This is a genomic window from Aquisalimonas sp. 2447, assembly GCF_012044895.1.
Taxonomy (GTDB): domain Bacteria; phylum Pseudomonadota; class Gammaproteobacteria; order Nitrococcales; family Aquisalimonadaceae; genus Aquisalimonas.
The window spans coordinates 92374-109260 of the sequence record NZ_CP050695.1 but is presented as its reverse complement, the minus strand read 5'-3'; the positions used below and the strand labels follow the sequence as shown (position 1 = coordinate 109260).

The following is a 16887-nucleotide window of genomic DNA, read 5'->3' as shown; positions in this document are numbered from 1 at the left end:
CCATTACGCGAGCACGTTGCCGGGGATGCGCACGTGGCCTTCCATGAGCACGCGGGCACTGCGGCTCATGCTGACCTTGGCCACGGTCCACTCGCCGTTCTCCTGGACCGCCCTGGCGCCCACGCGCAGGGTGCCGGAGGGGTGGCCGAAGTGGACGCTGTCGCGATCGCCGCCCCCGGCGGCGCAGTTCACCAGGGTGCCGGGGATGGCCGCGGCGGTGCCGATGGCCACGGCCGCGGTACCCATCATGGCGTGGTGGAGCTTGCCCATGGACAGCGCCCGCACCAGCAGGTCGATATCGCCGGCGCGCACGCTCTTGCCGCTGGAGGCCTCGTAGTCTTTCGGCGGGGCGACGAAAGCGACCTTGGGCGTGTGCTGGCGGTTGGCCGCGTCGTCCACGTGGTCGATGAGCCCCATGCGCACGGCGCCATGGGCGCGGATGGTCTCGAATATGGCGAGCTGTTCCGGGTTGCCGTTGATGGCCTCCTGCAGCTCCGTGCCGGTGTAGCCGATGGCGTCGGCGTTGATGAACACCGTGGGGATGCCGGCGTTGATCAGTGTGGCTTCGAGCCGGCCCACACCGGGCACCTCCAGCTCGTCCACCAGGTTGCCGGTGGGGAACAAAGCCCCTTCGCCATCGGCGGGGTTCATGAACTCCACGGGCACTTCGGCCGCCGGGAAGGTGACGCCGTCCAGCTCGAAATCGCCGGTTTCCTGCACCTCGCCGTTCACCATGGGCACACGGCCGATGATGGTCTTCTGGATGTTGGCCTGCCAGATGCGCACCTCGGCGACCCCGTTGTCCGGAATGCGGGCCGGGTCTACCAGGCCGTTGGCGATGGCGAACGGCCCCACGGCGGCGGAGAGGTTGCCGCAGTTGCCGCTCCAGTCCACGAACGGCTTGTCGATGGACACCTGGCCGAACAGGTAGTCCACGTCGTGATCGGGGCTGTCGCTCGCGGACAGGATCACCGTCTTGCTGGTGCTGGAGGTGGCCCCGCCCATGCCGTCGGTGTGCTTGCCGTAGGGGTCGGGGCTGCCGATCACCCGCAGCAGCAGGTTGTCCCGGGCGGCGCCGGGCACCTGCGCGGCCTCCGGCAGGTCCTGCAGGCGGAAGAACACGCCCTTGCTGGTGCCGCCACGCATGTAGGTGGCAGGAATACGGATCTGGGGTTGATGGGCCATGACATCGGTTTCCGGGGTCAGCGCCCGCCACGCGGCGAGCGTGGGTGGGCGGTTCGATCATCGTCGTGGGCCGGGGCTTACTGCTCCAGCGCGGTTGCGTCCGGGTCCGCCTCCAGGAAGTCCTTGGCGAAGCGCTGCAGGATGCCGCCGGCCTCGTAGATGGAGACCTCCTCGGCGGTATCCAGCCGGCAGATCACCGGCACGTCCACGCGCTCGCCGTTGGCGCGGGTCACCACCAGGTTCAGCGTCGCGCCCGGGGCAAGGTCGCCTTCCACGTCGTAGACTTCGGTGCCGTCCAGGCCCAGGGTCTTGCGGGTGGTGCCCTCCTGGAACTGCAGCGGCATCACACCCATGCCCACCAGGTTGGTGCGGTGGATGCGCTCGAAGCCCTCGGCGGCGATGGCCTCCACGCCGGCCAGCCGCACGCCCTTGGCCGCCCAGTCCCGGGACGAGCCCTGGCCATAGTCAGCGCCGGCGACGATGATCAGCGGCTGCTTGCGCTCCATGTAGGTCTCGATAGCGTCCCACATGCGCATGACCTTGCCGTCCGGCTCCAGCCGGGTGAGCGAGCCCTGTTTCACCTCGCCGTTGGCGTCCACGGCCATCTCGTTGATCAGCTTGGGATTCGCCAGGGTCGCGCGCTGGGCGGTGAGGTGGTCGCCCCGGTGAGTGGCGTAGGAGTTGAAGTCCTCCTCTGGCAGGCCCATTTTCGCCAGGTATTCGCCCGCGGCGCTGTCGGCCATGATGGCGTTGGAGGGCGAGAGGTGGTCGGTGGTGATGTTGTCACCGAGCACCGCCAGCGGGCGCATGCCCTGCAGGGTCGGCTTGTGCGCCAGTGCGCCTTCCCAGTACGGCGGGCGGCGGATATAGGTGCTCTGCGGCCGCCACTCATACAGCGGGCTCACCTGCACTTTCGCGTCGGTGGACTTCCTGAACATGGGGAAGTAGACGTTGCGGAAGTGCTCCGGTTTGACGGAATCCCGCACCATGGCGTCGATCTCGTCCTCGCTGGGCCACAGGTCCTTGAGGGTGACCGGGTTGCCGTCGGCATCATGGCCGAGCACGCCCTTCTCGATGTCGAAGCGCACGGTGCCGGCGATGGCGTAGGCCACCACCATGGGCGGCGAGGCCAGGAACGCCTGCTTGGCGTAGGGGTGGATGCGGCCGTCGAAGTTGCGGTTGCCGGAGAGCACCGCCACGGAGTAGAGGTCGCGGTCGATGATCTCCTGCTGGATCTTCGGGTCCAGGGCGCCGCTCATGCCGTTGCAGGTGGTGCAGGCGAAGGCGACGATGCCGAAGCCCAGGTCTTCCAGATGTGACAACAGGTTGGCCTCTTCCAGGTAGAGCTGCACCGCCTTGGAGCCGGGGGCCAGCGAGGTCTTCACCCAGGGCTTGCGCTGCAGGCCGAGCTGATTGGCCTTCTTCGCCAGCAGCCCGGCGGCGATGACGTTGCGCGGGTTGCTGGTGTTGGTGCAGCTGGTGATGGCCGCGATGATCACTGCACCATCCGGCATCAGGCCGTCGTCACGCTCCTCCACCTCGCCGGCGATGCCTGCACTGGCGAGATCCGTGGTGGACACCCGCTTGTGCGGGCTGGACGGGCCGGCGACGTTGCGCACCACCGAGGAGAGATCGAAACGCAGCACGCGCTCGTACTCGGCGGTCTCCAGATCGTCCGCCCACAACCCCACGGTCTTTGCGTAGTTCTCCACCAGTTTCACCTGTTCCGGCTCGCGGCCGGTGAGGGTGAGGTAGTCCAGGGTCTGCTGGTCGATGTAGAACATGGCCGCGGTAGCGCCGAACTCCGGGGTCATGTTGGAGATGGTGGCGCGGTCCCCCACGGTCAGTGCCTTGGCGCCCTCGCCGTAGAATTCCAGATACGACGAAACCACCCGCTCGTTACGCAGGAACTCGGTGATCGCCAGCACGATGTCGGTGGCGGTGACGCCCGGCTGCGGTTTACCCGTGAGTTCCACGCCGACGATGTCTGGCAGGCGCATGTAGGAGGCGCGGCCGAGCATGACGTTCTCCGCCTCCAGGCCGCCGACGCCGATGGCGATCACACCCAGGGCGTCCACGTGCGGGGTGTGGCTGTCGGTGCCCACGCAGGTATCCGGGTAGGCGATACCGTCGACGGCCTGCACCACCGGGGAGATCTTCTCCAGATTGATCTGGTGCATGATGCCGTTGCCCGGCGGGATCACGTCGACGTTGTCGAACGCCTTCTTGGTCCAGTCGATGAAGTGGAAACGATCCTCGTTGCGCCGCTCCTCGATGGCGCGGTTCTTCTCGAAGGCGTCCTTCTCGAAGCCGGCGTGCTCCACGGCCAGGGAGTGGTCGACGATCAACTGGGTGGGCACCACCGGATTGACCTTGGACGGGTCGCCGCCCTTTTCGGCAATGGCGTCGCGCAGGCCGGCCAGATCCACCAGGGCCGTCTGGCCAAGGATGTCGTGACATACCACCCGCGCCGGGTACCAGGGAAAGTCCAGGTCACGCCGGCGCTCGATGAGCTGGTTGAGACTGTCCGTGAGTCTGGATGGGTCACAGCGCCGCACCAGGTTCTCGGCGAACACGCGGGAGGTGTAGGGCAGCCCCGCCCAGGCTCCGGGCTTGATGGCGTCCACGGCTGCGCGCGCGTCGAAGTAGTCCAGATCGGTGCCCGGCAGGGGCTTGCGGTAGTCGGTATTGGTCACGTCAGACATGGCGGTATCCGTCTCGGATTCGTGGCGGGGCGCAGGGTGGCCCGCCGGGGTCCTGCAATGACCCGGGCGTCGCGTCACGCGGGCGCCCGGGGGATTCGCGGGTGGTGTGTCAGCCGCGCTGGTCGATGGGGGTGACCTCGCGCAGTTCCGGGCCCACGTAGTCGGCGCTGGGCCGGATGATGCGGTTGTTCTCCCGCTGCTCCATCACGTGCGCGGCCCAGCCGGTGAGCCGCGACATCACGAAGATGGGCGTGAACAGCTTCGTGGGAATGCCCATGAAATGATAGGCCGAGGCGTGGTAGAAGTCGGCGTTGGCGAACAGCTTCTTCTCGTCCCACATGAGCTGCTCCACGGCCTCGCTCACCGGATAGAGCACCGTGTCGCCCACGTCCTCGGCGAGCTTCCTGGACCATCCCTTGATCACGGCGTTGCGCGGGTCGGACTCGCGGTAGATGGCGTGGCCGAAGCCCATGACCTTGTCCTTGCGGTCCAGCATGGCCTTGAGCTCGCGCCTGGCCTCGTCCGGGGAGGACCACTGCTCGATCATGGCCATGGCCGCCTCGTTGGCGCCGCCGTGCAGCGGCCCGCGCAGGGAGCCGATGGCGCCGGTGACGCAGGAATGCATGTCCGACAGCGTCGAGGCGCACACCCGGGCGGTGAAGGTGGAGGCGTTGAACTCGTGCTCGGCGTAGAGGATCAGCGAGACGTTCATCACGTCCGAATGCAACTCGCTGGCCGGCTCGCCGTGGAGCAGGTGCAGGAAGTGCCCGCCGATGGAGTCGTCGTCGGTGTTCGGGTCGATGCGCACACCGTCGTGGGAATAGCGGTACCAGTAGTTGATGATGGACGGGAATACCGCCAGGAGGCGGTCTGCGACGTCCTTTTGCTGGGAGAAATCGGTCTCCGTCTCCAGGTTGCCCAGCATCGAGGCGCCGGTGCGCATGACGTCCATGGGATGGGCGTCCTTCGGGATGCGCTCCAGCACCTCACGGAGTGGCTGCGGCAGATCGCGCATACCCTTGAGGCGCTTGATGTAGGCGTCCAGCTGGCTGCGCGTGGGCAACTCGCCATGGAGGATCAGATAGGCCACCTCCTCGAAACTGGTGTTGTCCGCCAGATCACGCACGTCGTAGCCGCGATAGGTCAGGCCCGTTCCCTTCTGGCCCACGGTGCACAGGGCCGTCGCGCCGGCAGACTGCCCGCGCAGGCCGGCTCCGCCAACTTTCTTCTCCGTCATGGTGCGCCTCTCTCTCGGTTCGCTATCGGGTCCCGGTCTGCTGCGCCGGGTTTACTTGTCTTTCTGGAACAGGGCGTCGAGCTTGCGCTCGTACTCGTGGTAGCCCAGCACCTCGTAGAGTTCGTCCCGGGTCTGCATGGTGTCCACCACCCCGGACTGGGTGCCGTTCTCGCGGATGCTGGCGTAGACGGTCTCGGCGGCCCGGCTCATGGCCCGGAAGGCCGACAGCGGATACAGCACCATGCCGGCGCCGGCATCGCGCAGCTCGCTGGTGGTGAACAGCGGCGTCTTGCCGAATTCGGTGATGTTCGCCAGCACCGGCACCGGCACCCGGTCGGCAAAGGCCTTGAACTCGTCCAGGCTGTGCAGGGCCTCGGCGAAGATCATGTCCGCGCCGGCTTCCACGTAGGCATTCGCGCGGTCCAGCGCCGCCTCCATGCCCTCGGAGGCATAGGCGTCTGTGCGCGCCATGAACACGAACTGCTCGTCCTGGCGGGCGTCCACGCCGGCCTTCACCCGATCCACCATCTCATCGCGGGAGACGAGCTCCTTGTTGGGGCGGTGGCCGCAGCGTTTGGCCGCCACCTGGTCCTCAAGATGGACGGCAGCGACACCGGCGCGCTCCATCTCGCGGATGGTCCGGCCGATATTGAACGCACTGCCCCAGCCGGTATCGACATCCACCAGCAGGGGCACGTCGGTGATCCCGGTAATCCGGCGCGCATCCTCCAGCACGTCGGAGAGCTGGGTGATGCCCAGATCCGGCAACCCGTACGAGGCATTGGCCACACCGCCACCGGACAGATAGATGGCGCGAAAGCCCGCCCGCTCGGCGAGCAGGGCGGAATAGGCATTGATGGTGCCGGCGATCTGCAAAGGCCGTTCGGCCTCCTGGGCCGCCCGGAAACGGGCACCGGCTGATGATGGCTTGCTCATGTCACTGTTCTCCACTCAGGCGCACCAGGGTGCGGCCACGGACCTTGCGGTCCATTAGTTCGGCGCAGGCGCTCGGCACCTGGTCGAGGCCGATCTCGCCATTGCAGATGGCGTCGAAATCGTCGTCGTGCAGCAGCTCGCCCAGCCGCTCCCAGATCTTCAGGCGCAGGGTCATGGGGCAGTAGACGGACTCGATGCCCAGCAGATTGACCCCGCGCAGAATGAAGGGCATCACCGAGGTGTTCAGCTCGATCCCCTGGGCCAGGCCGATGGCGGCGATGTTGCCAAAGGGCTGCGTGGTGCGTGTCAGCCAGGTGAGTGGCTCGCCGCCGAGGGCGTCCACGGCGCCGGCCCATTCCGCTTTCTCCAGCGGACGCTTGCCGAAATCCACCTGCGCCGGATCGAGGATGTCACTGGCACCCAGGCCGCGCAGGTAATCAGCGGCATCGGCCTTCCCGGTCATGGCGGTCACCTGGTAGCCGGCGCGGCTGAACAGGCGGGTAGCGAAGCTGCCGACGCCACCGCTGGCTCCGGTGATGACGACCGGACCCTGATCCGGCCGCTGACCGTTCTGTTCCATGCGCACCAGGGCCATGGCGGCAGTGAACCCGGCGGTTCCGACGATCATGGCGCGACGCAGGTCAAGTTCATCCGGCAGGGGTACGACCCAGTCGCCGCGCACCCGAGTGCGCTCGGCGTAGCCGCCGTCGTGGTTTTCACCCATGCCCCAGCCGGTGATCACCACCTTCTGCCCCGGCTTGTAGCGGGGATCCTCGGAGGCCTCCACCGTCCCGGCGGCATCGATGCCGGCCACCAGCGGGAACTTGCGGGCGATCTTGCCCTTGCCGGTGACAGCCAGGGCGTCCTTGAAGTTGATGCCGGACCAGGAGGTGCGAATCTCCACCGCCCCTTCGGAGAGATCGTCCAGCGTGACGTCATCGATCCGGGCGGTGGTTCCTTGTTCCGCCTCATGAATGCGTAAAGCCTTGAAGGAACTCATACTTCACCCCCTGAACCGATCTGGTGAGTTAGTCTAACTCAGCAGGGAACCCCTTCCCAAAAAACAGCACAATCAGAAGGATAGCGTGAAAAACAGGTCATGAGCGGCCTATTTCGTACGCGGCTTGGTGCAAAGCCGCGCCGAAAAGCCTTTTTTATTTTAATAGTGGCTCTCGTGGTCGATTGAAATTGCTCCGCGGGGGCCGCGCCCCCGCGGAGCATGCCCTGGCTCAGTTGGCCTTGTGGATGGCCCGCTTGGACACGGACAGGGCCGCCTCGTGTACCGCCTCGGAAAGGGTCGGGTGGGCGTGGATGATGCGCGCCAGGTCTTCGGCACTGGCATGGAATTCCATTGCCACCACGGCCTCGGCAATCAACTCCGAGGCCTGGGGCCCGACAATGTGCACACCGAGGATGCGGTCGGTTTCGGCATGGGCGATGACCTTGACCATGCCGGCCAGATCTTCCATGGCCCGCGCCCGACCCGTGGCACCAAAGTTGAACGTGCCACTCTTGAAGGGCACGCCGGCGTGCTTGAGCGCCTCCTCGGTGCGCCCCACCCAGGCAATCTCGGGGTGGGTGTAAATGACCCAGGGAATGGTGTCGTAGTTGACATGCCCCGGCTTGCCGGCAATCCGTTCAGCGACCATGACGCCTTCCTCAGAGCCCTTATGCGCCAGCATGGGGCCGCGGACCACGTCACCAATGGCATAAACCCCCGGCAGATTGGTCTCGCACTGCTCGTTGACGTTGACGAAACCGCGCTCGTCGAGGAGCAGATTCGCGTCCTCGGAGAAGAGATCGCCGGTATTGGGACGCCGGCCCACGCAGACCACGAGCTTGTCCACCTGGATGCTCTGCTTGCCGTTCTTGTCCTCGTAATGGACGGTCACGTTCTTGGCCGTCTTCGCCTGGGTCACCCGGGCACCGAAGCGGATGTCCAGCCCCTGCTTTTTGAATTCCGCCTGGGCGGCCTTGGCCACGCGCTGGTCCACCGGCGGCAGGAACTGATCCTGAGCCTCCAGCAGGGTGACCTTGGAGCCCAGGCGGCTCCACACGCTGCCCATTTCCAAGCCGATGACGCCGGCGCCGATGATGCCCAGGCGTTTCGGCACCTCCTGGAATTCCAGGGCGCCATCGGAATTGACGATACGCTCGCCGTCCAGCGGTGCGGCGTCGATGTCGATGGGACGGGACCCCGGAGCCAGAATGATGCTCTCGGCCTGGTAGGTTTCCTGCTCGCCCTTGTGGCGGGTGACCTGCACCTGCTTGTTATCGAGCAGCTTGCCGTGGCCCTGGACCCAGGTGATCTTGTTGGCCTTGAACAGCTGCGCAATGCCGCCGGTGAGGTCCTTCACCACTTTGTCCTTGCGCTTGATCATCTCCTTGACGTCCAGTTCCACGTCCTTCGCCTTGATGCCGTGGGCGGACAGGGTATGCGTCACTTTGTGGTACTGCTCGGAGGAGTCCAGAAGCGCCTTGGAGGGAATACAGCCCACGTTCAGGCAGGTTCCGCCTAGAGCGGGCTCGCCGTCCTTGAACACGAAATTGTCCACCACGGCGGTACTGAGGCCCAGCTGCGCTGCCCGAATGGCGGCGACGTAACCCGCAGGCCCGCCGCCGATGACGATGACGTCGAAATTCTTGGACATGAAATACTCCCGATGTTGTGTGAGGACCGGCCGGGCTCAGACTTCGAGCAACAGTCGCGCCGGGTCCTCGATGCATTCCTTGAGCGCCACCAGGAAGCTCACAGCCTCCTTGCCGTCGATGATGCGGTGGTCGTAGGACAGCGCCAGGTACATCATAGGCCGGATCACGATCTCGCCGTTTTCCACCACCGGCCGCTCCTGGGTCTTGTGCATGCCCAGGATGGCGCTCTGCGGCGGATTGAGTATCGGTGTCGACAGCAGCGAACCGAAGATGCCGCCGTTAGTAATGGAAAAGGTTCCCCCGGTAAGCTCATCCATGGTCAGCTTGCCGTCCCGGGCGCGTGTGCCGAAATCGACGATGTTCTTCTCGATCTCGGCGTAACTCTGGTGCTCGGCATTGCGCAGCACCGGGACCACCAGACCACGATCGGTGCTCACGGCGATACCGATGTCCTGGTAACCATGGTAGATGATGTCGGTGCCGTCGATGGACGCATTCACCGCCGGATAACGCTTCAGCGCCTCGCAGGCCGCCTTGACGAAGAAGCTCATGAAGCCGAGCTTGATGCCGTGGGTCTTCTCGAACTGTTCTTTGTAGCGACCGCGCAACTCCATGACCGGTTTCATGTTGACCTCGTTGAAGGTGGTCAGCATGGCTGCGGTCTGCTGCGCCTCCACCAGTCGCTCGGCAATGCGCTGGCGCAGGCGGGTCATCGGCACACGACGCTCGGAGCGCTCGCCACCGGCGGCAGCGGGTGCACCACCCAACGGTTCCGGTTCCGCCTCCTTGGCCTCCCGGGAAGGATCGCGCGCCGGTGGCGTCGGCGGTTGCGGCGCCTCCGGCGCAGAAGCGGGTTCAGCCCCGCCTTCCAGATGGGCAAGCACGTCTTCCTTGGTGATCCGCCCGCCCGGGCCCGTCGCCTTGATTGCTTGCGGGTTCAGGTTGTTTTCCATCACCAGGCGACGCACTGCGGGACTGAGTTCGGCGTCGTCCACGGCCGATGTATCAGCACTGTCGTGTTCGGAGGCGCGGGCGGCGGCCGGCTGCTCCTGCGAAGCCGGTTTGGCTTCCGGCTCGTCGGCGGGTGCAGTTCCGGACTGGGACGGGGCAGCGCTGCCAGCGGCGCCCTTTTCTTCCAGGCTACCGATCACCTGATGGGCCGCCACGGTCTCGCCCTCGCCGGCCTGGATCTCGCCGAGCACGCCGTCGGCCGGCGCCGGCACTTCCAGCACCACCTTGTCGGTTTCGATGTCGACCAGGTTCTCGTCCCGGGCGACAGCATCCCCGGGCTGTTTGTGCCAGGTGACGACGGTAGCTTCGGAGACGGACTCCGGCAGCGGCGGTACCTTGATTTCGATGCTCATCCAGTGCCTCGCTTGTTATTGATTCCGGTGTGTCCGGACGGTGCATAGCCGGGCTGGCGAGCGCCGGCCACGATGTGAGCGCGGCCCGCCTTCGCTGTAGCGTAGCAGGCCGCGGTGACGCGTGCCCTCAGAGGGTCAGCGCGTCCTCCACCAGCTTGCGCTGCTGTTCGTGATGGATCTTCGGGTAGCCCACGGCCGGAGACGCGGACGCAGGCCGGCCCGCGTAGTGCAGCTCCTGGGTCTCTTTCATGCAGCGGCGGAAATGGTGCTGACTGGAGTACCAGGCCCCCTGGTTCTTAGGCTCCTCCTGGCACCAGACAACGGTCTTGGCCTTACCGTACCGGCGCCGCAACAGCGCGGCCAGGTCATTCTCCGGGAACGGGTAGAGTTGCTCGACGCGGACGATGGCGATGTCCTTGAGCTCGCGGTTGCGGCGCTCGGTGAGCAGATCATAGTAGACCTTGCCACTGCACAGGATCACCTTGCGCACGTCCTTGACTTTGATGTTGTCGATCTCGTCGATGACGTTGTGCCAGTGCCCCTCGGTGAGGTTCTCCAGCGCCGACGTGGAGAGCTTGTGACGCAGCAGGCTCTTGGGCGTAAAGACGATCAGGGGCTTGCGATAGCTGCGCAGCTGCTGCCGACGAATCATGTGGAAGAACTGCGCCGGCGTCGTGGGCACGCAGACCTGAATGTTGTTGTCCGCACACAGCTGCAGGAAGCGCTCCAGGCGGGCCGATGAATGTTCCGGCCCCTGGCCTTCGTAGCCATGGGGCAGGTACATGGTCAACCCCGCCAGTCGACCCCACTTGGTCTCGCCGGAGGTAATGAACTGGTCGATCACCACCTGGGCGCCGTTGACGAAATCGCCGAACTGGGCCTCCCAGATCACCATGGTCTGGGGGTCGTTGGTGGCGTAGCCGTACTCGAAACCGAGCACCGCCTCCTCGGAGAGCAGGGAGTCGATGACGACAAAGTCGCCCGGCTCCGTGGTGATGTTCTTCAGCGGCACGTAGGTACTGCCGTCGTTGGCGTTGTGGAGCACTGCGTGGCGGTGCGAGAAGGTGCCGCGACCGCTGTCCTGGCCGGTCAGGCGGACCTTGTAGCCCTCACGCAGCAGTCCCGCGTAGGCCATGGTCTCGGCAAAGCCCCAGTCCATGGCCAGCGCGCCCGCGCCCATCTTGCGGCGGCTTTCCATAATGCCGGCAACACGGGGGTTGAGTTCGAAGCGGTCCGGCAGCTGCTGCAACGTTTCGTTGAGCTCGCGGAGCACCTGCGGCGACAGGTTCGTGTCCACCGGGTCGTCCCAGTTGCCCTGGAAGTAGGTGTCCCAGTCCACGGCATAGTCGTTACGCACGCCGGTGAGAATGTGGGGCGCGACCACTTCCTCGTTGTCCAGGGCATCCCGGTAGTCGCGACCGATGGTGTCCAGATCCTCGGCGGCAATCACGCCACTCTCCACCAGGCGCTCGCCGTAGAGCTTGCGCACGGTGGGGTGTTTCTTGATCTTGCCGTACATCATCGGCTGTGTCGCCGCCGGCTCGTCGGCCTCGTTGTGACCATGGCGCCGGTAGCAGATCATGTCGATGACCACGTCCTTGCGGAAACGCTCGCGGAAGTCCAGGGCCAGCTGGGTGGCGAACACCACCGCCTCCGGATCGTCGCCGTTCACATGGAAAATCGGCGCCTGCACCATCTTCGCCACCTCGGTGCAGTACAGGGTGGAGCGGGAGTCCAGCGGATTGGAGGTGGTGAAACCGATCTGGTTGTTGATGATCACGTGAACGGTGCCGCCGGTGTAGAAACCGCGGGCCTGGGACAGCTGGAACGTCTCCATGATCACGCCCTGGCCGGCAAACGCCGCGTCCCCGTGGATCAGCACGGGGAGCACTTCCTCGCCCCAGCGATCGTGGCGGCGCTGCATGCGCGCCCGTACCGAGCCCTCCACCACCGGGTTGACGATCTCCAGATGCGAGGGATTGAAGGCCAGGGCCAAATGCAGGGCGCCGCCGCCCGTCTGCAGGTCCGAGGAGTAGCCCAGATGGTACTTCACGTCCCCGGAGCCGGCATTCTCCAGATTGAAGTTCCCCTCGAACTCCTGGAACAGCTCGGCAGGGGACTTGCCAAGGAGATTGATGAGCACGTTCAACCGCCCGCGGTGGGCCATGCCCAGGACCATCTCCTTCACGCCCTGGCTGCCTCCGCGCTGGATCAGCTCGTCCAGCAGCGGTATCAGCGATTCGCCGCCTTCCAGGGAGAAGCGCTTCTGGCCGACGTACTTGGAATGCAGGTACTTCTCGATGCCCTCGGCAGCGGAGAGGCGCTCCAGGATGGTACGGCGCTGGTCCTGACGCAGGTCGGGCTCGCCCTGCACGCGTTCCAGGCGCTCCTGTATCCAGCGTTTTTCGCGGGTATCGGTGATGTGCATGTATTCGGAACCGATGGTCCCGCCGTACGTCTTCTTCAGGAACGCGATGATGTCCCTGAGCTTCATGCGATCAGCCGTGAACAGCGAACCGGTGTTGAATTCGCTGTCCATGTCCGAGTCCGTGAGGTTATGAAAGGCCGGGTCCAGGTCCGGCACCCGATGGGACTCACGCAGATCGAGCGGGTCAAGATTGGCGGCCTGGTGGCCGCGGATGCGCCAGGCGTTGATCAGCCGCAGCACCGCCGCCTGTTTCTCCGCGGCATCCGGGGACAGACCGCCGGCCGCCCCGGCGGCAGGGGCGGCACCGCCGTTGCGGCGCGCCATGCGCGCGAACTCCTCGCGCACCTGACTGTGGGGCACTTCCCGGGTCTGTCGCGGCTCGGCGGCCTCGAGCCCCTGGAAGTAGGCCCGCCATTCGGCGGGCACGAGAGTCGCATCCGTCAGGTACTGCTCGTAGAGGTCCTCGATAAAGGCGGCGTTGCCACCCGCCAGGTAGGAAGTACTGAGCTGCTGTTGAAACGAGCGCTTCATGTCGTATCACCTTCGCCATGATGGCGGCTGGGTAGGCGGCTGGATCGGCAAACAGGGGGCAAGGCAGCGGCGGGACGTTGATGCAGGAATAGACGGATACCGCAATGCGTCGGTGCGGCGAGGCACCGCGGCAGCGGATCAGCGCAATTGTCCGGGAAACGTCCCATATCGCCAGTTGTTCCGGAAGCAAGGGTACAACGGTTGTTGAAGTGCCCGACCGCATGGGACTCGCTCGGACACCAGAAACTTACATAAAGGTAAGTTTTCGCATGCAACCGTCCCGAAGGGTCAAAATAACGTGGGTAGGTGTAGCAAAGCAACTGTCGGGCGCCTTTTCCGGCCGCACCGAGCGCGTTCCCATGCCGACGCAACGGGTCCATCATGGAGACGTGTGGTAACGTGTGTCTGGAAAAATGCGACGGTCCCCGCGATGCACAGCCCCACACTACTGAACGTACCGGCGATTGAATCCGAGAACGGGGCGTTCTCCCGCCTGACGCAGGAGCAGCTCGTCCAGTGGCTGCGGGAACTCCCCCGGGGCAATCCGGATGCCTGTGCCGAGATCCTGCTGGACGGCATCCGCGGAATGAACCGATCGCCGCTGCGCAGGCTGTCGCGTTTTCAGCTGGCGGAAGCGCTCCGCCCGGTAGTCAATGATATCGCTGAAACCCTTGTGAAGCGCTATCGCGCCGCCAGCCTGCCCTTGCCGGAGGACGCCGCAGCGCAGGCAGAGACTGTGAGCAGCCTGTATCAGGAACTCACCGTCGGCTTTCGCCACGCCGTCAACGAACAGATGAAGGCTCGCCGGCTGCGCCGCACCGAGGCGCAGCTTGCCATCCAGCGTGCGCTGCTTACCCAGGGGCGCGCCCTGCTCGAGGCCTACCGCATCTACATGCCGGAGCCCCGGGGCTTCTGGCAGACCCTGCACACGTTGTACGCGAATGCGGAAGCGCTGAAGCTGCAGGCGCTCCCCATCGAAGGCACGCGTGACAGCGACGAAACCGCGCTTTCAGTGAAGCAGGCCTACTTGCGGAGCGTGATCCTGTCCCTCGCCAATCCCTACCACCTGATGCAGGATGAGGCCGAGGAGCTTTACCGGCGCATCGGCCGCTGGGTGCATTTCGCGCGCCTCAGCCGTCCGTCCCCGGAGGCCCCACTGGGTGGCTCCTTCGTTCTGGATCTGGCCTCGGACTTCCCGCCCCGGTACGTTGCCCAACAACACGGCACCAGCGTCCCGGTGAAAGACGCACGGGTCCTGGAACTGGGACAACTGGTGTCCACGCTGGATCAGCAAATCGCCCAGCTCGACGAAAACATCCGGCATGGCCGGCACACCAGCACGCTGTCACAACGACTGCAACGCAGCATGTACCAGCGCTTCCAGGATGCCCTCGGCGGACGCCAGGAGCGCACCTCGGAGCGCCGGCCCACCATGGCCCGGATTCGCCTGGTCGACGGCCTGGCCCGTTGCCACTTCATGCTGAACGGTCAGCAGCCCTTTCAACCCGAGGACGATGAACGGCGCTGGCGCCGCAAAATCGCCGACGCATCCAGGGGCGGCACCGGCCTGGAACTGGCCGGAGACGAGGACCTGCGACCGCACGGCTCCAACGGGCGGAGGACAGCGCAATTCAACGCTTTCGACGCCGAGGCCGACGATATCTGGACCAAGGCCAACCGGATTGATGCGCGTGGCGAGGATCACACAGCCGAAACCGGCCCCACGGTGGTCAGCGCAACCTTCAGTCGCAAGAATCAGAGCGCGGGCGGCATGGCCGTTTTTCATCCACGGCGTTGCCCGCTCGGCACCCGGGTGGGCGATCTGGTCGCCCATGGCGAACCGGATTCCGACAACCGCGCGGACAACTGGCGACTGGCCACAGTGCGCTGGTTGCGCACCCGCAGCGAACAGGGACTGGAGATGGGCCTGGAGTTCCTGGCGGACAGCGGCCACGCTGCCGCCAGCAAGGCCATCAGCGGTCCCGGCGCCGGCTCCGCATACATGCGCACGCTGATCGTGCCCCGGGTCAACCCGCTAATGGCCTCAGCGACGCTGATTGCACCAGCCAACGTCTACGACGTTGGTACCCGCCTGGCCCTGAATCTCGGTGAGCTGGTCATCCAGGTTCAGCTCACGGAAATACTGGAAAGCACCCGGGTGTACGGCCACTACCGCTACCGGGTACTGCCGGCCGCAGACGGGGCACGCTGACCTCTCGCCGGCTTCAGGCGCCGCCTCAGGACCCGGAGGAATCCGTTTCTTCGTCCGGCGCCTTCACGCCGTACCACTTCGACAGCCACAAGCCCAGCTCGAACAGCAACCACACGGGAATGGCCAGCATGACCTGGGAGATGATATCCGGCGGCGTCAGCAGCATGCCGCCGGCAAACGCGGCGACGATGACATACGGTCGCTTGGCGGCCAGTGCATCCCGGGTGGTTGCGCCGGTTCGGATCATCAGCATGGTGGCAATGGGCACCTCGAAGGCGAGACCGAAAACCACCAGCATGGTCAGCACAAAGCTCAGGTACTCGCTGATATCCGGCTGGTAGCTCACGCCCAGAGGCGCCACACCGGCGAAGAACGGGAACACCAGCGGCAGCACCACGAAGTACGCGAACAGGGCGCCGAAGTAGAACAGCAGGGTGCTGGAGATCATCAACGGCCACACCAGCGTGCGCTCATGCCGGTACAGCCCCGGCGCCACGAACGCCCACAGCTGGTAGAGAATGAATGGCATGGCCGCGAACAGCGCCGCCACCAGCGAGAGCTTCATGGGAATCAGGAAGGGCGAGGCCACCTGAATGGCCAGGAGCTCGCCGTCCGGCAGCACGCGCCGCAAGGGCGTTGCCACGAACGTGAACAGGTGATTGTAGAACGGATAGATGCACAGAAAGGCGACAAGAACCGCCGCCAGTGCCCGCATCAGGCGCGTGCGCAATTCCAGCAGGTGACTGAGGAACGGGCGGTCCTCGTCAAACTCAGGTATTGCCATCGTCACCCTGCCTGCGTTCGCCGCTCTTCTTCACGTCGCCAGCCTGCTCAACCGCCGGCGCGTCGTCATCGGCGATGGAGCGGGGCGCATTGCCCGCACTGGTGGTATCGGCAGCGTCATCACCGGCCTTGTTCTCACGCCGCGATGACGCCGACCGGCTGGCGCCGGACTTGCCATCCACATCCCTGGTCACGTCCTCGTCAAGACCGAGGTCCAGATCCTTGCGGAAGTCCCGTTCCGCCTTCTTGAGCTCATCGAGCCGCGCCTCCCGCTCGATGTCGCGGCGCACCGAGTTGAATACGGAGCGGGCCCGGCCAACCCAGAAGCCCATGGTCCGGGCCACCCGGGGCAGCCGTTCCGGGCCGATCACCACCAGGGCGACGACCAGGATCAGGAGCAGTTCCACGAAGCTGATATCAAACATGGCGGCGGAAGGCGCTCTCCGGATCGGCGGGCAGGATCACCGGTCCCGGCGTCAAAGGCATACCGCCCCCGCCAGACCAGCTGCCGGAAGCGGGGCGAACGGCGCGGACTGCCTCCTCAGGAGGAGTGTTCCCGGGACTGCTGTGTCTGCTCCTTCTTGCCGCTCTCGGCCTCGGCGGATTCCTGCAGCTGTGCGGGCTCGTTGCCCTCGCCACTCTCCTCGCCGCTGGCCTCATCGCTTTCACCGCCCTTCTCACCGTCCTTCATGGCACTACGGAACCCCTTGATGGCTCCGCCCAGATCGGTGCCCACATTGCGCAGCTTCTTGGTGCCGAACAACAGCAGAACGATCAGCAGGATGACCAGCAATGAACCGACACTGATACCACCGATACCCATGAATACTCATCTCCTGCGCGACCACCGTCGC

At 65.3% G+C, this 16887-nt stretch carries 12 protein-coding genes; 1 reads left to right on the top strand and 11 read right to left on the bottom strand.

All coding sequences use genetic code 11. The features are described from left to right. Positions 1-3 precede the first annotated feature (3 nt). The 8 genes from prpF to KU884_RS00445 all read right to left on the bottom strand — a co-directional run bounded on the left by prpF (position 4) and on the right by KU884_RS00445 (position 13038). The gene (prpF, locus tag KU884_RS00480) at positions 4-1185 is read right to left on the bottom strand and encodes a 2-methylaconitate cis-trans isomerase PrpF (protein WP_167780787.1); all 1182 of its coding nucleotides are present in this window, start codon (positions 1183-1185) and stop codon (positions 4-6) included. A 77-nt stretch (positions 1186-1262) separates the two neighbouring features. Then, the gene (gene acnD, locus KU884_RS00475) at positions 1263-3890 is read right to left on the bottom strand and encodes a Fe/S-dependent 2-methylisocitrate dehydratase AcnD (RefSeq protein ID WP_167780786.1); all 2628 of its coding nucleotides are present in this window, start codon (positions 3888-3890) and stop codon (positions 1263-1265) included. A 109-nt stretch (positions 3891-3999) separates the two neighbouring features. Beyond that, positions 4000-5127: a 2-methylcitrate synthase gene (prpC, locus tag KU884_RS00470; RefSeq protein ID WP_167780785.1), complete on the bottom strand. Its 1128-nt coding sequence runs from the start codon at positions 5125-5127 to the stop codon at positions 4000-4002. A gap of 51 nt (positions 5128-5178) precedes the next feature. Beyond that, the gene (gene prpB, locus KU884_RS00465; RefSeq protein ID WP_167780784.1) at positions 5179-6063 is read right to left on the bottom strand and encodes a methylisocitrate lyase; all 885 of its coding nucleotides are present in this window, start codon (positions 6061-6063) and stop codon (positions 5179-5181) included. A 1-nt stretch (position 6064) separates the two neighbouring features. Beyond that, complete coding sequence (locus KU884_RS00460) at positions 6065-7063, bottom strand: oxidoreductase (RefSeq protein WP_167780783.1); 999 nt, start codon at positions 7061-7063, stop codon at positions 6065-6067. A 229-nt stretch (positions 7064-7292) separates the two neighbouring features. After that, positions 7293-8714: a dihydrolipoyl dehydrogenase gene (gene lpdA, locus KU884_RS00455; protein WP_167780782.1), complete on the bottom strand. Its 1422-nt coding sequence runs from the start codon at positions 8712-8714 to the stop codon at positions 7293-7295. Positions 8715-8750: 36 nt separating this feature from the next. Next, on the bottom strand, positions 8751-10079 hold the full coding sequence (gene odhB, locus KU884_RS00450; protein ID WP_167780781.1) for a 2-oxoglutarate dehydrogenase complex dihydrolipoyllysine-residue succinyltransferase: 1329 nt from the start codon (positions 10077-10079) through the stop codon (positions 8751-8753). 127 nt (positions 10080-10206) lie between these two features. Beyond that, on the bottom strand, positions 10207-13038 hold the full coding sequence (locus tag KU884_RS00445; RefSeq protein WP_167780780.1) for a 2-oxoglutarate dehydrogenase E1 component: 2832 nt from the start codon (positions 13036-13038) through the stop codon (positions 10207-10209). A gap of 430 nt (positions 13039-13468) precedes the next feature. On the opposite strand from KU884_RS00445, the gene KU884_RS00440 reads away from it, so the two are divergent. After that, positions 13469-15250: a hypothetical protein gene (locus tag KU884_RS00440; RefSeq protein WP_167780779.1), complete on the top strand. Its 1782-nt coding sequence runs from the start codon at positions 13469-13471 to the stop codon at positions 15248-15250. Between the two features lie 25 nt (positions 15251-15275). Here KU884_RS00440 and tatC read toward each other — a convergent pair whose 3' ends face one another. From tatC to tatA, 3 genes are all read right to left on the bottom strand, one after another. Continuing rightward, the gene (tatC, locus tag KU884_RS00435; protein WP_167780778.1) at positions 15276-16034 is read right to left on the bottom strand and encodes a twin-arginine translocase subunit TatC; all 759 of its coding nucleotides are present in this window, start codon (positions 16032-16034) and stop codon (positions 15276-15278) included. After that, positions 16021-16458 carry a Sec-independent protein translocase protein TatB gene (gene tatB / locus KU884_RS00430; protein WP_167780777.1) on the bottom strand — a complete coding sequence of 146 codons (438 nt, stop codon included), beginning with the start codon at positions 16456-16458 and terminating at the stop codon, positions 16021-16023. Before tatB ends, tatC begins: the two co-directional genes overlap by 14 nt. A 116-nt stretch (positions 16459-16574) precedes the next feature. Further along, positions 16575-16856, bottom strand: coding sequence for a twin-arginine translocase TatA/TatE family subunit (tatA, locus tag KU884_RS00425; protein ID WP_167780776.1), 282 nt, complete (start codon positions 16854-16856; stop codon positions 16575-16577). Positions 16857-16887 lie beyond the last annotated feature (31 nt).